12 protein-coding genes and 2 tRNA genes are annotated in these 15,292 nt (G+C 64.3%); 8 read left to right on the top strand and 6 right to left on the bottom strand.

From position 1 onward, the window contains the following. Nucleotide 1 precedes the first annotated feature (1 nt). The 3 genes from AC1D2L_RS12970 to AC1D2L_RS12960 all read left to right on the top strand — a co-directional run bounded on the left by AC1D2L_RS12970 (nt 2) and on the right by AC1D2L_RS12960 (nt 2,693). Nucleotides 2–949, top strand: a complete 948-nt coding sequence (locus tag AC1D2L_RS12970) for an electron transfer flavoprotein subunit alpha/FixB family protein (protein WP_476846292.1) — start codon at nt 2–4, stop codon at nt 947–949. Between the two features lie 96 nt (nt 950–1,045). Then, a complete protein-coding gene (locus AC1D2L_RS12965; protein WP_476846291.1) occupies nt 1,046–1,930 on the top strand; it encodes a 3-hydroxybutyryl-CoA dehydrogenase in 885 nt (294 codons plus the stop codon). A 205-nt stretch (nt 1,931–2,135) separates the two neighbouring features. Then, nucleotides 2,136–2,693 carry an HNH endonuclease gene (locus AC1D2L_RS12960; RefSeq protein WP_476846574.1) on the top strand — a complete coding sequence of 186 codons (558 nt, stop codon included), beginning with the start codon at nt 2,136–2,138 and terminating at the stop codon, nt 2,691–2,693. A 42-nt stretch (nt 2,694–2,735) separates the two neighbouring features. Here AC1D2L_RS12960 and AC1D2L_RS12955 read toward each other — a convergent pair whose 3' ends face one another. After that, a complete protein-coding gene (locus tag AC1D2L_RS12955) occupies nt 2,736–4,364 on the bottom strand; it encodes a GMC oxidoreductase (RefSeq protein ID WP_476846573.1) in 1,629 nt (542 codons plus the stop codon). Between the two features lie 537 nt (nt 4,365–4,901). Between AC1D2L_RS12955 and AC1D2L_RS12950 the strand changes: the two genes are divergently transcribed. Continuing rightward, nucleotides 4,902–5,375: a MarR family winged helix-turn-helix transcriptional regulator gene (locus AC1D2L_RS12950; RefSeq protein WP_476846290.1), complete on the top strand. Its 474-nt coding sequence runs from the start codon at nt 4,902–4,904 to the stop codon at nt 5,373–5,375. A 65-nt stretch (nt 5,376–5,440) separates the two neighbouring features. Further along, on the top strand, nt 5,441–6,664 hold the full coding sequence (locus AC1D2L_RS12945; protein ID WP_476846289.1) for a Bcr/CflA family efflux MFS transporter: 1,224 nt from the start codon (nt 5,441–5,443) through the stop codon (nt 6,662–6,664). A gap of 9 nt (nt 6,665–6,673) precedes the next feature. Here AC1D2L_RS12945 and AC1D2L_RS12940 read toward each other — a convergent pair whose 3' ends face one another. After that, nucleotides 6,674–7,120 (bottom strand): GNAT family N-acetyltransferase, encoded by a 447-nt coding sequence (locus AC1D2L_RS12940; RefSeq protein WP_476846288.1) that lies wholly within the window; start codon nt 7,118–7,120, stop codon nt 6,674–6,676. Nucleotides 7,121–7,313: 193 nt separating this feature from the next. On the opposite strand from AC1D2L_RS12940, the gene AC1D2L_RS12935 reads away from it, so the two are divergent. Both AC1D2L_RS12935 and AC1D2L_RS12930 read left to right on the top strand, forming a co-directional pair. Then, entirely contained in the window at nt 7,314–8,237 is a 924-nt protein-coding gene (locus AC1D2L_RS12935) for an aminotransferase class IV (protein ID WP_476846287.1), read from the top strand. 60 nt (nt 8,238–8,297) lie between these two features. Further along, on the top strand, nt 8,298–9,779 hold the full coding sequence (locus AC1D2L_RS12930; RefSeq protein ID WP_476846286.1) for a M81 family metallopeptidase: 1,482 nt from the start codon (nt 8,298–8,300) through the stop codon (nt 9,777–9,779). A gap of 54 nt (nt 9,780–9,833) precedes the next feature. Here the strand turns inward: AC1D2L_RS12930 and AC1D2L_RS12925 are convergent, their stop codons facing one another. Further along, nucleotides 9,834–10,358, bottom strand: a complete 525-nt coding sequence (locus AC1D2L_RS12925) for a disulfide bond formation protein B (RefSeq protein ID WP_476846285.1) — start codon at nt 10,356–10,358, stop codon at nt 9,834–9,836. A 10-nt stretch (nt 10,359–10,368) separates the two neighbouring features. Further along, on the bottom strand, nt 10,369–10,980 hold the full coding sequence (locus AC1D2L_RS12920; protein WP_476846284.1) for a YqaA family protein: 612 nt from the start codon (nt 10,978–10,980) through the stop codon (nt 10,369–10,371). Between the two features lie 169 nt (nt 10,981–11,149). On the opposite strand from AC1D2L_RS12920, the gene AC1D2L_RS12915 reads away from it, so the two are divergent. Further along, nucleotides 11,150–11,234 (top strand) — tRNA-Leu (locus AC1D2L_RS12915). A gap of 271 nt (nt 11,235–11,505) precedes the next feature. Here AC1D2L_RS12915 and AC1D2L_RS12910 read toward each other — a convergent pair. Together AC1D2L_RS12910 and AC1D2L_RS12905 are read right to left on the bottom strand one after the other, a co-directional pair. Then, nucleotides 11,506–14,613, bottom strand: a complete 3,108-nt coding sequence (locus AC1D2L_RS12910) for a DUF4214 domain-containing protein (RefSeq protein ID WP_476846283.1) — start codon at nt 14,611–14,613, stop codon at nt 11,506–11,508. A gap of 512 nt (nt 14,614–15,125) precedes the next feature. Continuing rightward, nucleotides 15,126–15,202 (bottom strand) — tRNA-Met (locus AC1D2L_RS12905). Nucleotides 15,203–15,292 lie beyond the last annotated feature (90 nt).

Here is a 15,292-nt window from a genome sequence, read left to right as displayed (position 1 = left end):
CATGACGACGCTGCTTCTCGCCAAACACGACAACGTCTCGCTCAACGAGGCCACCCGCAAGGCCCTGACCGCCGCCAAGGCGCTCGGTGCCCCCGTGCACGTCCTCGTCGCCGGCCACAACGCCAAGGCCGTGGCCGATGCCGCAGCCAAGCTCGACGGCGTGGAGAAGGTGCTGCTCGCCGACGATGCGGCCTATGAGCACCGCCTGGCCGAGCCGCTCGCCGACCTCATCGTCGCGCTCGCTGGCCCCTATGACGCGATCGTCGCGCCCGGCACCACCACCGGCAAGAACGTGATGCCGCGCGTCGCCGCGATGCTCGACGTGATGCAGGTCTCGGAAGTCACCAAGATCGTCTCGGCCGACACCTTCGAGCGTCCGATCTATGCCGGCAACGCCATCCAGACCGTTCAGAGCGGCGAGGCCAAGAAGGTCCTGACCATTCGCGGCGCCTCCTTCGCCGCCGCCGGCGACGGCAGCGCCTCGGCCCCGGTCGAGGCCGTTACGGCCTCCGGCAATGCCGGGCTGTCGAGCTTCAAGGGCGAGGAAGTCGCCAAGTCCGACCGTCCCGAGCTCGCCTCGGCCAAGATCATCGTCTCGGGCGGCCGCGCGCTGGCCTCGTCGGAGAACTTCGCCAAGGTCATCGAGCCCGTCGCCGACCGTCTCGGCGCGGCCATGGGCGCCTCGCGCGCCGCGGTCGATGCCGGCTACGCCCCCAACGACTGGCAGGTCGGCCAGACCGGCAAGGTCGTGGCGCCTGATCTCTACGTCGCGGTCGGCATCTCGGGCGCGATCCAGCATCTCGCCGGCATGAAGGACTCGAAGGTCATCGTCGCCATCAACAAGGACGAGGAAGCCCCGATCTTCCAGATCGCGGATTACGGCCTCGTCGGCGACCTCTTCACCATCATGCCGGAACTCGACGCCGAACTCGCCAAACTCGGCAAGTAGGCCAAACCGGATACCCCGTGACAACCGGGCCGCCTTTTCGGGCGGCCCGCATCGCTTCTGACAGTCGAGCGGTGCGCCCTAAGGATGGATCAAATTATGTCGGACCAGGCGATCAGGACGATCGGCATCATCGGCGCAGGCCAAATGGGCAATGGTATCGCCCATGTCGCGGCCGTGGCCGGGTTCGAGGTCAAGCTGCATGACCTCGCCGAGGATCGGATCAAGGCGGCTCTCGCCACCATCGACGGCAACATGGCCCGCCAGGTCTCGAAGGGCGCGATCGGCGACGAGATCCGCCGCAACGCCATGGCCCTGATCACCGCCGCCCCGACCCTCGACGGGCTCAAGGAGTGCGACCTCGTGATCGAGGCCGCGACCGAGAGCGAGGAGATCAAGCGCAAGATCTTCACCGCCGCCTGCCAGCACATCAAGCCCGACGCGATCCTGGCCTCCAACACCTCGTCGATCTCGATCACGAGGCTCGCAGCGGCGACCGATCGCCCCGAGCGCTTCATCGGCATCCATTTCATGAACCCCGTGCCGTTGATGCAGCTCGTCGAGCTGATCCGCGGCATCGCCACCGACGACCAGACATTCGAGCTCGCCAAGGATTTCGTCGGAAAGCTCCACAAGACCGTCTCGGTCTCCGAGGATTTCCCCGCCTTCATCGTCAACCGCATCCTGCTGCCGATGATCAACGAGGCCGTCTACACGCTCTATGAGGGCGTCGGCTCGGTCGACGCGATCGACACGGCGATGAAGCTCGGCGCCAATCACCCGATGGGCCCGCTCCAGCTCGCGGACTTCATCGGCCTCGATACCTGCCTTTCGGTGATGCAGGTGCTCCATGACGGCCTGGCGGATTCGAAATACCGCCCTTGCCCGCTGCTTGTGAAATATGTCGAGGCCGGCTGGCTCGGTCGCAAGACCAAGCGCGGCTTCTACGATTATCGCGGCGAAAAGCCCGTCCCGACGCGCTGATCGCACGTCGCGCCCGGCTCCTGCCGGGCAATCCCAGACATCGCATTCTGCGAGAGATGGTCGGCCCCTGGCTGGCCGTCTCTCTTTCGGCTGCCATGATGCCGCGTCCCCTTCACATTCCTGTCGTCTCGCGCTTACATTGATCGGGTAGCGGGATTCGTCCCGCTCCGATCAGCGGAGGTGCGATGGCGTGACGGCGCATGTAATGCATCCGATGGCGTCGCCGGACGGTTGTCCGGCCTTGGTGCTCAATGCCGATTTCCGGCCGCTGAGCTATTATCCTCTTTCGCTCTGGAGCTGGCAGGACACGATCAAAGCGGTCTTCATGGACCGCGTGAACATCGTATCGGAATACGACACCGTCGTGCGCAGCCCGAGCTTCGACATGAAGCTGCCCTCCGTCGTCTCGCTCAAGACCTATATCAAGCCGTCGCGGACCCCGGCCTTCACCCGGTTCAACGTCTTCCTGCGCGACCGCTTTGCCTGCCAGTACTGCACCGCCCGCGACGACCTCACCTTCGACCATGTCATCCCGCGCTCGAAGGGCGGCCTCACGACCTGGGAAAACGTCGTCGCCGCCTGCTCGCCCTGCAATTTGCGCAAGGGCGACAAGATGCCGGCTGCGGTCGACATGATCCCGGCGCAAAAGCCCTACGCTCCGACGGTCAACGACCTCCACCGCAACGGAAAGCTGTTCCCGCCGAACTATCTGCACGAGAGCTGGCTGGACTATCTCTACTGGGACTCCGAGCTGGAGCCGTGAGGTTTTCCCGCCCGCTGATCCATGGGCGGCACCGGGCGCAGTCTACCTGAGCTCTGCCTGCAGCCTCTCGGCCAGCCTCAGCGCCAGGGCGACGATGGTGATCGTGGGCGTATCGCTCCCGCCGGTGGGAAACACCGAGCTTCCCGCGATGAACAGATTGTCGACGCCATGGACCTTGCATTGGGCATCGACGACGCCCTTGCCGGGGTCGAGATGCATCCGGGTCGTGCCCATGTGATGCCAGCACCCCTCGACGGTCTCCGGCCAGCGGGCGGCGACATGGGCCTCCTTGTCGGCAACCAGAACCGCGCCGCGTTTCTCGAGTTCCGACACCACCAGGTCGTGCGTGTCCTCGAAATTCCGCTTGTCCTGCTCGGTCAGCCGCCAGTCGACACGAACCTTGCGCACACCCAGTTCGTCGCGCCTGTCTGACAGCATGATCCGGCTGTCGGGGTTCGGTATCGGCTCGATGATCGTCTCGATCTGGAAGTCGCGCGTGACGAAGTCGGGATTGAAGCGGTTGTCCAGAAGCGCCACGGCCAGTTGCGGGGCGGCCAGCAGCAGGCCCGGCAGGGCAGCAAGCGTCTGTCCCACGACCTCCTTCATCTGGAGCCCGAACCGCGCTCCGTTCCGGATGCTCTGGCGGATCGCCTTCAGGCGCTGGTAGGACTGCGAGACCGAATGGAAGTATCGCGCCATCAGGTAGGTGCGCGAATTCGCAAGCGACAATTGCCGTTGCGTGCCCTCCGTCGGCGCAAGGTGCGCGGCAACCCGGATATGCGGCAGGTTCACGCGGCGGCGCGTGAGCGCGAGGGAATTGTCGTAGAGGCGACGGTGGTGCCTCTGGTCGCGCAGGCGCGCGACGCCCATGCGCGTGCTCGGATGGTCCATGAAATAGCGCCCGACCACGTCACGACCATTGCCGAGCCCGGCCTTTTGCACCCGGTTCGACGCCAGCAGCAGGCGTGCGTTCTCGATCCCGCCGGAGCACAGCACCGTCGCGCGCGGCGAAATCGATAAGCGGTTGCCCGACAGCGTGGCGACGTCGATGCTCGTCACGGTCGAGGCGGCCTCGTCCGTGTGAAGCTCGGTGACGTTCGCGTTCAGGATCACGCGGATATTCGCGGCATTCTTGAGCCGCTCCCGATAGAGCACCCCGAAGCGCGCCGGCGGGCTCAGCAGGCAGACCGTGTTGTCGATAGAACTGTCGGTGAGGGGGAAGAACGTCACCTGGCTTGAAGCGAGTTCGTCGACCCAACTCGATTGATCGTAGTTGAAAGCGCCGAGTTTCAGGAGGTAATGGGACTTCTCGTAATAGGGCTGGAGGTCCTCGCGGGTGATCGGCCAGCCGCTGTTGGGAATCCACGGCCTCTCCAGCATGTCGATTTCATCGAGCGGCCTGCACCAGCCACCCCAGCAATTCGTGCTGCCCCCGAAAAAACGGCTTCGGCTCAGGTCCGGCCGCACGCAAGGCAGGCCGATCACCTCCCCTGCATAGAGCGACTGCGTGACCGCGTCCGACTTCAGGCCACCGGCCTCGAGGACGACCACCTTCGTCGACCGGTCGATGAACTGGAGCGCGAGGGTTATACCTGCGGCGCCGGCCCCGATGATGCAAAGATCGGCATCCAGGTTGGTTGCGTTGGGGAGGCTGCGCGCATCGATGAACATAGGCACATTGTTTCCACTGAAGGCACACAACCAATGCGAGGTCGGCAATCATCTGGGACGAGAATTCGAATTTGAGACACTCAAGAAAAACCAAAATCAGGATACTTACCCAACTATTTTAAATATGAATATAATACATATGTAAATTCAAGCACCTCCAGAATTACATGCCATTTGGCACTCATTAATTAGACGCTTATTGCGATGCGGCATCAACCGCTGGCATCGGGGCGTTTGGATTACTGTCGCGGCTGAGCGACCACTATTCTGAGGAATATCTGCGCAATCGCGCATGCGCTCGGGCGCCGGACTACCTCTCCTGCTCGCCGCACTGGCCGCGGCGGTCGCAATGGCCTAAGGCAATCGGGCTGCTCGCGCTGGCCTGCCTGGTCAGACTTGCGGCATCCTGCGGTCGAGCTCTCAGTCAGCTCCCGATGGAAGGCGGCCCCGCAGTGATGCGGGGCCGTTTTCGTTTCGGGCACCTGCCGCCCGCAGCAGAACGTTGCAATCCCTGGGGACCGTGGCTAGATACTTTGCATGTCATGTATCTTGCCGGATCGGCCGCGGGACGGCTCTGAAACTGCGGCACCCGCCGAGCGCTTCGGGCATCTGATCGGCAGCGTCTTCCGGCAGTGGCGACGCTATGTCGACGAGGAGTTCAAGGCTGTCGGCTTCACCGACGCGACCCGCACGCCGATCATCGCGCTGTTCGAGCACAAGGCTCCGATGCGGCAGAAGGACCTCGCAGCCAGGATCGGCCTGGATCCCTCCTCGCTGGTGCGTGTGCTCGATCTCCTGCGCAAGCGCGGCCTGGTCAACTGGGTCAAGGACCCTGAGGACAAGCGGACGAAATGCATCTCGATCACCGAGGAGGGCCAAAAATGGGCCCGCATCATCATCGAGAAGGGCATCGCGATCGAGCGCCAGTTCCTGGCAGAGGTCACCGAAGCCGAGCTGGCTGCGGCACGCGCCGTCCTGAAGAAGATCGCTGAACGGATTCCCGGTTCCTGATTGAGCCGGCTTCATCCGCCGCGTGCTGTCTCCAACCGGCAGCACCTCGCCTGGCGACCCGCAACGTGACCCGCTCCGAGACGACCCTTCAACGCACTATGTCCGACCCAGCCGCAATCCCGGATGTCGATCCGCCCAGGCATGTGCCCTTGGGCCTGCTGGTGCTGATTGCCTTCAGCGGCACGCTGGCAATGCACATCTTCGTTCCAGCGCTTCCGCAAGCGGCGGCGGCCCTCCACACCGACAGCCAGACCATCCAGCTGACCATCACCGTCTACATTCTCGGTCTGGCGATCGGGCAGTTGATCTATGGTCCGATTTCCGACGCCATCGGGCGGCGCCCCACAGTCCTGGGCGCACTCACCATCTACCTGGTCGGCTCGGTCGCGGCGCATTTCGCCCCCGACATCCAGTTGCTGATCGGCGCGCGGCTGATCCAGGCGCTGGGCGGCGCAGGCGGATTGGCGCTGACGCGGGCGATCGTGGCCGATACCGCCCGCGGCGCGAGCGCGGCGCGGAGCCTCGCCCTTCTCAACCTGATCATGCTGGTCGGGCCAGGCGCCGCCCCTGTGATCGGTGCGAATATCTCGGAATGGTTCGGCTGGCGGGCGATCTTCGCGGCGCTTGCGGGGATGGCGGCGGTCGCAATCCTGTTGTCGCTCAAGGGCCTGCCCGAGACGTCCCGTCCGAGCGGCAATCTGAGCCTCAGGTCCGCTGCCGGCGACTTTGCATCGCTGATCCGCAACCGCCGGTTTCTCACACCGACACTCGGCGGCTCGTTCGGCTCGACAGGCAGCTACGCCTATTTCGTCTCGGCGCCGTTCATCCTGCACACGGATATGGGGCTGGATGTCCGCGTCGTCGGATACTGGGTCAGCGCCACGCTCGTCGCGGCCGCATTCGGATCCCTCACAGCACGGCGGCTGGCGGGGCGGGTAGACGCTCGAAAGTCTCTGGTTTTCTTCGCCAGCGTTGCGGCGCTGACCGGGCTCGTCTTCATGACGGGCGCGCTGGCGGGCCTGCTGACGCCGGCAGCCGTCATCGCCATGAGCTGCATCGTTCTGTTCTGTTCCGGTGGACTGAGCCCAACGGCGATGGCTAGGGCGCTCGGCCAGGCCGGCAGGCAATCGGGCTCGGCCGCCGGCATATACGGCTTCAGCCAGATGGCGAGTGGAGTGATCTGCACCTTTCTCGTCGGGCTGTTCGCCGACCACGCCTTTGCCTGCGGCCTTGTCCTGACACTGGCCTACGGCTTCAGCCTGTTTCAGTTCACGCGCAAGACGGGCTGATCCAGCGCCTCAGCGGAGCTGCTTGGCGAAGTGGTGGCACGCGATCCGGTAGTGATGCCGCATGTAGAGACGGTGCGCCGCGCTGCGCTCGACGCCGACACCTGAATCGAGGTGGATGGCATCGCAGCCGAGCTTCAGCGCCTCGGCCTCGCTCCACACCGCAAGCTGGTCGGCGAACCCCTTGCCGCGCCACTCAGGCAAGGTCGCGACATCCACGATGTAAAGCGACCTCCCGAGCCAGAGCGAATGCTGCAGGCGATAACCCAGGACGGCCGCCGCCTGCGAGCTTCCAGGGGGAATGATGCCGACGAGGTGGTAGCCGTTGGGCCGAAGCGTGCCATCGATGAAGCGGCACATCTCCTCGGCCGAATATCGCGGCCACAGCACCTGAAGCGCGGGCACTGCAAGAGCCGTATCGGGTTCGCCGATGGCCACGACGGTCGATGCTTGCGTCATCAGATCTCTCCTCGCCCGATCACGACGATCTTCGGCTCGCCCCATGTGTCGCAAGCTCGCGAGGACGGTCCTAGGGCGTAGACGGAATGCCCTGCCGGCAAGATCGGCATGGCCCAGGCGAGGATCGATCGCCTATCCTGCCATCGATCGGTCATAGGCCTGCGCCGAGCAGGGCCTGTTCCGGAGGTCAGCGATGAGCAACTCGAGCTATGCAGACGGTGCGGCTTATGTGAGGGGCCAATTCGTCCCGATCGCGCAGGCGACGCTGCCAGTCACGGATTGGGGTTTTACGCGCTCGGATGTCGTGTACGACGTCGTCCATGTCTTCGATGGCAGCTTCTTTCGCCTCGGGGATCATCTCGACCGCTTCGAGGCCTCGATGGCGAAGCGTCGCATCAGGCCACCGGAGGACCGGGCCGCGATCGAATCCATCCTTCACCGCTGCGTTGCGCTGGCCGGCCTCGCGGATTCCTATGTCGCGATGGTCGCCTCGCGGGGAAAGCCGAAGATCGCGGGCTCCCGCCGTCCGGTCGACTGCGAGAACCACCTCATCGCCTACGCGGTGCCCTGGGTCGATATCGTGCCCCGGGATGTGCAGGAGCGCGGCGCGCATGTCTGGCTCGCCTCGAACCCGCGCGTGCCTGACGCCTCCGTGGATCCGACCGTGAAAAACTACCAATGGAACGACCTGACCTCGGGACTGCTCGAAGCACATGACGCCGGCTTCGACACAGCGGTGCTGTGTGATTCCGAGGGCTTCCTGACCGAGGGCCCCGGCTTCAACGTCTTCGTCGTCAGGGATGGCCGGGTCGTCACGCCCGACCGCGGCAGCCTGCACGGGATCACGCGGCAGACCGTTCTGGAGTTGTGCGCCGAACTCGGCATCGATGCGACCGTGGCACCGATCCACCGCGCGACGCTCGACGAGGCCGACGAGGTCTTCCTGGCATCGACGGCGGGCGGGGTCATACCGGCGGCGCGGATCGGGCATCGCATCCTCGGCAACGACCGGCCGGGCCCGATGACGCTGCGCCTGAAGCAGGCCTACTGGAGCAAGCATGAGGAGAGCGGGCACCGGACGCCGGTACGGCCGCTGGACATCGCGGCGGCAGGATAAGGCTTCGGCCCCGGGTACGACACCCTCCAGGGCGAGACACGCAAACGAGATCGAGGGCCCATGACATCCAACCGTCGCATTCTCGTCGGCCAGCTCTGGCACGAGGGCCACTCCTTCAACCCGATGATCACCGATCGCGAAGAGTTCTCACTCCTGCGCGGTCAGGACCTTCTCGACCAGGCCCGTCAGTCGCAGACGGCCTTCAGCGGCATCGTCAGGGCCGCCGACAGGCTCGGCTACGAATGCCTGCCGATCATCGGCGCAAGGGCGCGCCCCGGCGGACCGGTGGCACAGGAGCTGTTCGAGGAGATCCTCGCGGAATTCGTGGCGAAGGCACGCGAGGGCGGCTTCGGCGGCATCTGCCTGGAGTTGCACGGCGCGACGATCGCTCAGCGTTGCGTCGACACCGAAGGGGAGCTGCTCGAGCGGTTGAGGGAGGCCGTCGGCCCCGCCATGCCGATCAGCGTCGCGCTCGACCTGCACGCCTATTTCACCGAGCGGATGGCCCGCAACGCCACGATCATCACGGGTTACCGGACCCAGCCCCATGCCGACATGGTCGAGACCGGCGAGCGCGCGATGGCGTTGCTGGACAAGCTTCTGGAGGGCAGCCCTGCCCCTCGCGGCATGGTCACCTTCATCCCCTTCCTGCTGCGCGGCAGCGACGAGACTTCCGCCGAGCCTATGCGGACGCTCTGCTCCCGGGCCGATGAATGGCGCGCCAGGCCTGGGCTCATCGACCTCTCGATCTTCAACATCCACCCCTTCATCGACGGTCCCCGTGCCGGGCAGGCGGTTCTTGCCTATGACGATGGCAGCGGCATCGGCGAGGCTGCCTCGCAGGCGCTGGCCGAGGCCCTCTGGGACGCCCGCGATCGCTTTACGGAGGTCCTTCCGGGCGTCGCCGAGACGCTGGAGGCGGCCCGCAATGCCGAACGCCCCTATGTCCTCGGCGATCAGGGGGACCGTGTGCTCGGTGCCGGCCCCGGCGATTCCGTCGAGATCGCGCGGGTGGCGCTGGAGCGCTTCCCAGATCTTGCAGTCGCGACCGCAGTCTACGATCCCCAGGCCGTGGCCGCCGCGCAAGCCGCAGGCCTCGGCAGCGAACTGGACCTCGCCATTGGCGCAAGCGTCAACACAGTGCTCCAGCCACTGCAGGCAAAATGGCGTGTGAGGCGGCTCGGGCGCGCGCGCTTCGTGAATGAGGGCCCCTACATGGCTGGCGTAGAGGCCGATTTCGGCGACTACGCCGTACTGGCCTCAGGGGCCCTGAGTGTCGTGGTCACGTCGCTCGTTCCCAATGTCCATGACCCCGCCTTCTACGAGGCTGTGGGCCTGCCGGTCTCATCGCAGAAGGCCGTGGTGGCGCGCTCCGCCAATCACTACAAGCTGTCCTTCGCGAAATCGGCGACGCCTGTGACGGTCGACACCGCCGGCATGACAGCCTTCAGGCCGCAGGACCTGCCTTTCAGCGCGATCCGTCCGGTCCACCCTCTCGATCCCGTTACGTGGACATTTCGCGAGGGCTTCGTCAGGTTCTGAAAGCCGTACTGCGCAAGTCAGATGGCTTTGTGCGACGCTCCGACGGCGTCGGGCTCAAGCCCGGCGCGTCAACCCGAACAGCGCGAGCATCAGCAGCCCGAGCGATGCGATCGCGTTCCAGCCGGCGAGCGACAGGCCCAGCAGGCGCCAGGCGGCCTCCGTGCACGAGACGACCCGCGTCGTCTCCAGCTGCTTCATGAAGTCCTGCACGCCCGCCGCCACCGGCGCAGCACGGCCACCGCAGTCGCTGGGCCCGGCAAACCAGCCCCATTCGACACCAGAATGATAGATCCCGAGGCCGGTGCTCCAGGCCATGAGCGCAGCCAGCCCCAGCAGGACAAGCCATCGCAGCCGCACCGAGCGCGCCAGGACCAGCCCCGCCGCGGCAAGGCCGATGGCTGCATAATGCGGCAGGCGCTGCTCCAGGCAGAGCTTGCACGGCCTCAGCCCCCACACCAGCTCGAAGAACCAGGCTCCGGCGATCAAGGCGAGGCAGCCCAGCCCGATCCATAGGATCAGACGGGTCGATGTCACCGTGCGGCCGGAAAGCGGGCCCGGATCGAGTGTCGAGGATGTCATGGCTCAGCGCTCAGCAGGACAGGATCTGTCCGGAACCTGCTACCAGCTTGAGGCCGAAATAAAGCAGAATCAGTGCAGCGGCCGCGACGACCGCGATCACTTTCAGGCGACGCTCGATGAAATGGCGGATCGTCTCGCCATAGCGGCGCAGCAGGAAGGCGAGCGCAAAGAAGCGCGCGCCCCGCGCCAGCACGCAGGAGAGGATGAAGAAGCCAAGCCCGATATGGACGGCGCCGGCCAGGATCGTGACCACCTTGATCGGCGGCAGATGGGCCAGGCCCGATGTCGTGAGCAGGATGAGCGTCGTATCGGGACCGGCGCAGGCGCGCAAAGTCTCGAAAGCACCGAGTTTGCCGTAGAAGGCCAGCACCGGACGCGCCAGTGCCTCGAAGGCATAGTAGCCGATGGCATAGCCGGCGATGCCGCCAAGGGTCGAGAACACGGTCGCCACCAGCGCGAAGCGATAGGCCCGCGCGGGCCGGGCCAGCGCCATCGGCACGAACAGCACATCGGCCGGGATCAGGAAGAACGAACTCTCCACGAAGGCGACGATGGCGAGCCAGCGTTCGGCCCGCGGCCGGGCGGCGAGGGACATCGTCCATTCATAGAGGCGCTTGATCATGTCAGGTGCTGTAATCGGCCGCGCCTCGCCCGTCCATGCGGGAGCGAACGGCTTCGCATTTTTCCCGGCGGCAGCGGCTTTCGCGTTACGTTGCGCTCAACGCCGAAACATTGCGGCTGCCCGATTGACCCGGGATCGCGGTTCGCTATAGTCCGGCCGCCCGCAAGGGGCCCCTGTGGCGGAATTGGTAGACGCGCTCGACTCAAAATCGAGTTCCGCAAGGAGTGCTGGTTCGATTCCGGCCAGGGGCACCAACTCTTTCTTTCAGCAGTTTTCGGCAGCCCAACGTCTTCAACGGCCCGGAGATCTGCGCGCTTCGATCCCCCTCGCTGCGTAAAGGAAGCTCCGGTTCCAAGTGGGCCCTTCTTCAGCCTGTCCCTATGAAGTTCCGCACCTCGACATCGAGCGATTGAAGCGAGAGCAGTCAAGTTCAGGGCCTAGCGCGTCGCGGCCAGGCGGGCTTGTTCGGCGACATCAGGCGGTTCCCCAACACTGTCCGTAGACAGCCGTTGGGATCCGGACGGCTCAGACAAGCCAGATTCCGTCGCCCGGCGCGAACAGCGTTGCTTGCTGCAGCACGAATGGGGACGCCAGGAAGTCAGCCACCGTCGACCCACGCTCTCCCTGCGCGTTCTCCAGGCGGCCGGTCCAATGGTCGAACCCTTCCTTTTCAGGGTCGCGGTGCAGCCAGGTCTGGTACAGCCTCGTGACGAACTCGGCGTTCGAGGTCGAGGTCTTGGCCATCTCGCTCGCATTGATCATGGCGTTCGCGACTGCCTCGGTTGTTCCGCCACGCTCGAGATAACGCAGGAAATAGCCAAGGCCGGAATCGTCGGGATCCCGGCCGAGCAGCGCCTTGTAGAGCGCGTAGATTTGCCCTGTGGCGCCCATGAAGTCGAAGGCCAGCGTCCCATCCTCGAAAGCGAGCCGCTCGACTTCGCTCAGGTGATCGCTGCCGTCACGGTCGGCCACCCTGTCCTTGATCGACACCGGCCCGTTGGAGACGGTGATGTCGTAGTCGGCGCGCTGCCCCGTGAACCGGGCGGTATCCGTGCCGCTGCCGCCAGCCAGCAGGTCATTGCCGTGGTCCCCCTGCAGAAGGTCGTTGCCTTCCGAGCCGAGCAGGACGTCGTTCCCCGCGGCTCCATAGAGAAAGTCATCGCCACCGCGTCCGTCCATCGTCTCGGATTCGTCACTGCCCGAAATGATCCCCGATGCGTTGCCGCCAATCAGGCCGTTCGCAAGCACGACCTGCTTGATATCCGCACGAAGCGTTTCGATCTGTCCCTTGCTAAAGTGTCCCTTGATCGTGACCGTGGCTTGCTGAAGCGTCAGGATCAGGTCATCGCCGCTGCGCCTGCCTCCAAGCACTTGCGACATCGAATCGAGTCGCAACTGATCCGAACCCGCTGAATCCGTGATCGTGTCGCTGCCCAGATTGGCTGAAAGCAGCTTTCCGAGCCGGTAGTCGTAGGTGTCATTGTCGGCGCCGCCATTGAGGCTGTCATTGCCGCCGCCACCGATGAGAGTGTCGTCGCCATCCCCGCCGGTCAGGGTGTTCGCGGCGCTGTTGCCGGTCAGTACGTTGTCGAGTGCATTGCCGGTACCCGTGATCGCAGCGCTGCCAGTGAGTGTCAGGTTCTCGACAGCCCCCAGCACAGCCGTGGCGCTGGCGAGGCTGAAACTGAGCGAGGACTGAACGGTATCGACATCCGCAAAACCGCCAGCAAAGCTCTCGTCGACGACATCTCCCACATTGTCGACGATGTAGACGTCGTTGCCACGCATGCCCCGCATCGTGTCGGCACCGGCGCCACCGTCGAGGACGTTGTCCGCCGGATTGCCGGTCAATACGTTGCCGAGGGCATTTCCAGTCGCACGCAGCGATCCGAAGCCCGCCAGTGCCAGATCCTCGATGCCTGATGGAAGTGTGTAGTCGATGCTCGCCAGGACGCTGTCACGCTCGAAGTTACCGAATGTGATGACCGGCTCCCGAACGATATCGCCGATATCGTCGACCCAGTACGAGTCGCCGCCCTGGCCGCCTTCCATGAGGTCCGCGCCGAAACCGCCCACCAACTGGTCGTTGCCGGATCCACCCAGCAGAGTGTCGTTGCCGCTGCCTCCACCGAGATTGTCGTCACCCGCACCGCCATCGATGGTGTCGTCGCCCGAACCGCCTTCGATCAGGTCGTCGTCGCCAAAACCCCACAGGGTGTCGTTGCCGCCATTGCCGTAGATGACATCCCGCTCCTCACGGCCTTCGAACGTGTCCCTCCCATCCGTCAGGTCGAACGCCTCGATGGATATGAAGACGTCGCCGGTTGAATTGCCGAAGAAGCTCTGCAGGCTTGGCCTGTAGTTGATCCCATTGGGGTCCAGGTAGCGCGCGGTATCGAAGCCGTCGCCCCCCATCAGGATGTCGCGCTCGCCTCGCCCGCTGATGAAGATGTCGTTGCCGCCGCCCCCGATCATCAGGTCGCTGCCATCCCCACCGTCGAGAATGTCATCGCCCTCCTGTCCACGCAGATTGTCGTCGTCATTCCCGCCGATCAATTCGTCGTCACCACGGCCACCATAGAGCGAGTCTTCGCCATCGTTGCCGACCAGGCGGTTCTTGGCGTCGTTTCCGGTGATGGTGTCGTTTCCGCCGCCACCGATCGCGTTCTCGATCGTTACGCCATAGGCGATGGAGACATTGTTCGTGAGCAGCATCGGGATCGTGTCCGCCGACCTGATGCCGATGCTCGAGAAGTGCCCTTCGCGCAGGTCGATGACCTGGTGGGGGAACCGTCCGCCCTGCTCGAAGATTGCCGTACTCGCACGGAACTGGCTGGCATCGATCGTGTCGATGCCGCCGGTGTCATAGATCGCGAAGGAAAAACCATCCGGCTGTTCGGCAAAATCATAGGGATCGAGAACAAGACCGCGGACATAGTGCTCATTGTTGGAATTGAAGCCGTATGTCGTATCGCCGCGGCGCGTGACCTGATTCTTGCCGTAGATCGATTGGATCGCCGCAATATCGTGAAGAAGCGGCGTCGACGGCCCGCCATCGCCCTGCCTGAGCCCCTCCACGTCTGCACGATATGACATTAGCGAATACTGGCGCGTATCCTCGGGATAGACGCTGACCGCGTCTGGGTCTCCAACCTCACCGTTATAGGCGCCCGGATGAGTAAGCCCGAGAGCGTGCCCGATCTCGTGGAGGAAGACGACAAAGCGGCCCTCGTCGAACAGATCGGTGGCCTCCGTCCTCGCATACGTGTTCCTGTTGACCAGGACGGCTCGGAGATCGCCGGTCCAGGGCCGCATCTGCATCCTGCCGGAGATGCCCTCCGGGAGCGACGTGTCGAAGTTCAGGGTGATATTGGCGCTATCGGCCGAGGTGAAGCCGATCGGCTGGTCGATGAGCTCCCCCCACATCAGGAAAGCGAGCTCCGCGAACGCCTTCTCGGATGGGCTCATGGGCCCGGCGTCGAATGTGACGAACCTGTAGGCGTTGAGATCGGGTTGAAATCCCTCGCTATCACCGCTGGTCCGAAGATAGCGGATCACATCCGTCAATGGGGTCTCAGCCACCGATCCGCTCCATGCCTTACGTGCCGTAACGGAATAAAGCGTATCAACCATGATTAGGCAACCGTATTCACAGATCGATACTCTGATATCGTCCAGCGAATTCTGAATTCGACGCTTCGGATTTCGAGGAGCGCGCCAATGCGCTCACATCGATAAGTATAGCTACAGGCGGCGCCCATCCACCGGGCGCGAGCATGCCTGGAAGGAGATCTCGGGGAGCCATGCGGACATGACGCCGACGGGGCACCCCGGCCTGTTGCCGCTCAACCGGGTACAGTTGAACCTGCGCGCTTGCTCACGCTGAACGGGATAGCTGTCTCGCGGTCCGCTTCAGTTCAGGCCGCAGCCTCCACGCCAGGCGCGCCGGCGAACAATTGTCGCCTTTGGCGAGCGTGCACGCCTCGTGCTGCGACGGCATATGTTTGGAGCCGCGTGTACGGAGGAAAACGCGACTGATTTTCGCGAGAACTCTGGCGGCTGGCCATCGACGATAACGGCGCCTTTAGCACAAAACCCCCGCGGGCTTTCGCCGGGCGGGGGTTTTGAGTGTGTGTTTTGTGATTTGGTTGCGGGGGCCAGATTTGAACTGACGACCTTCAGGTTATGAGCCTGACGAGCTACCGGGCTGCTCCACCCCGCGATATGGCGCCGGTTTTGTGCCGGGCTTTGAACGGCAACGCGGCGCTGGAGCTTTCGCTCCAACGCCGCGCGCTGTCTATCATATGTGAAG

It is taken from the genome of Allobosea sp. P1_B10 (genome assembly GCF_056406735.1).
This window is presented reverse-complemented; position numbering and strand designations above follow the sequence as displayed.

Coding starts and splice junctions, on each gene's coding strand:
- AC1D2L_RS12955 (WP_476846573.1), bottom strand. CDS start 4,364: ATGTTCATCGATGCGCGCAGCCTCCCCAACGCAACCAACCTGGATGCC.
- AC1D2L_RS12910 (WP_476846283.1), bottom strand. CDS start 14,613: ATGGTTGATACGCTTTATTCCGTTACGGCACGTAAGGCATGGAGCGGA.
- AC1D2L_RS12950 (WP_476846290.1), top strand. CDS start 4,902: ATGTCATGTATCTTGCCGGATCGGCCGCGGGACGGCTCTGAAACTGCG.
- AC1D2L_RS12925 (WP_476846285.1), bottom strand. CDS start 10,358: ATGACATCCTCGACACTCGATCCGGGCCCGCTTTCCGGCCGCACGGTG.
- AC1D2L_RS12940 (WP_476846288.1), bottom strand. CDS start 7,120: ATGACGCAAGCATCGACCGTCGTGGCCATCGGCGAACCCGATACGGCT.
- AC1D2L_RS12930 (WP_476846286.1), top strand. CDS start 8,298: ATGACATCCAACCGTCGCATTCTCGTCGGCCAGCTCTGGCACGAGGGC.
- AC1D2L_RS12965 (WP_476846291.1), top strand. CDS start 1,046: ATGTCGGACCAGGCGATCAGGACGATCGGCATCATCGGCGCAGGCCAA.
- AC1D2L_RS12935 (WP_476846287.1), top strand. CDS start 7,314: ATGAGCAACTCGAGCTATGCAGACGGTGCGGCTTATGTGAGGGGCCAA.
- AC1D2L_RS12960 (WP_476846574.1), top strand. CDS start 2,136: ATGCATCCGATGGCGTCGCCGGACGGTTGTCCGGCCTTGGTGCTCAAT.
- AC1D2L_RS12970 (WP_476846292.1), top strand. CDS start 2: ATGACGACGCTGCTTCTCGCCAAACACGACAACGTCTCGCTCAACGAG.
- AC1D2L_RS12920 (WP_476846284.1), bottom strand. CDS start 10,980: ATGATCAAGCGCCTCTATGAATGGACGATGTCCCTCGCCGCCCGGCCG.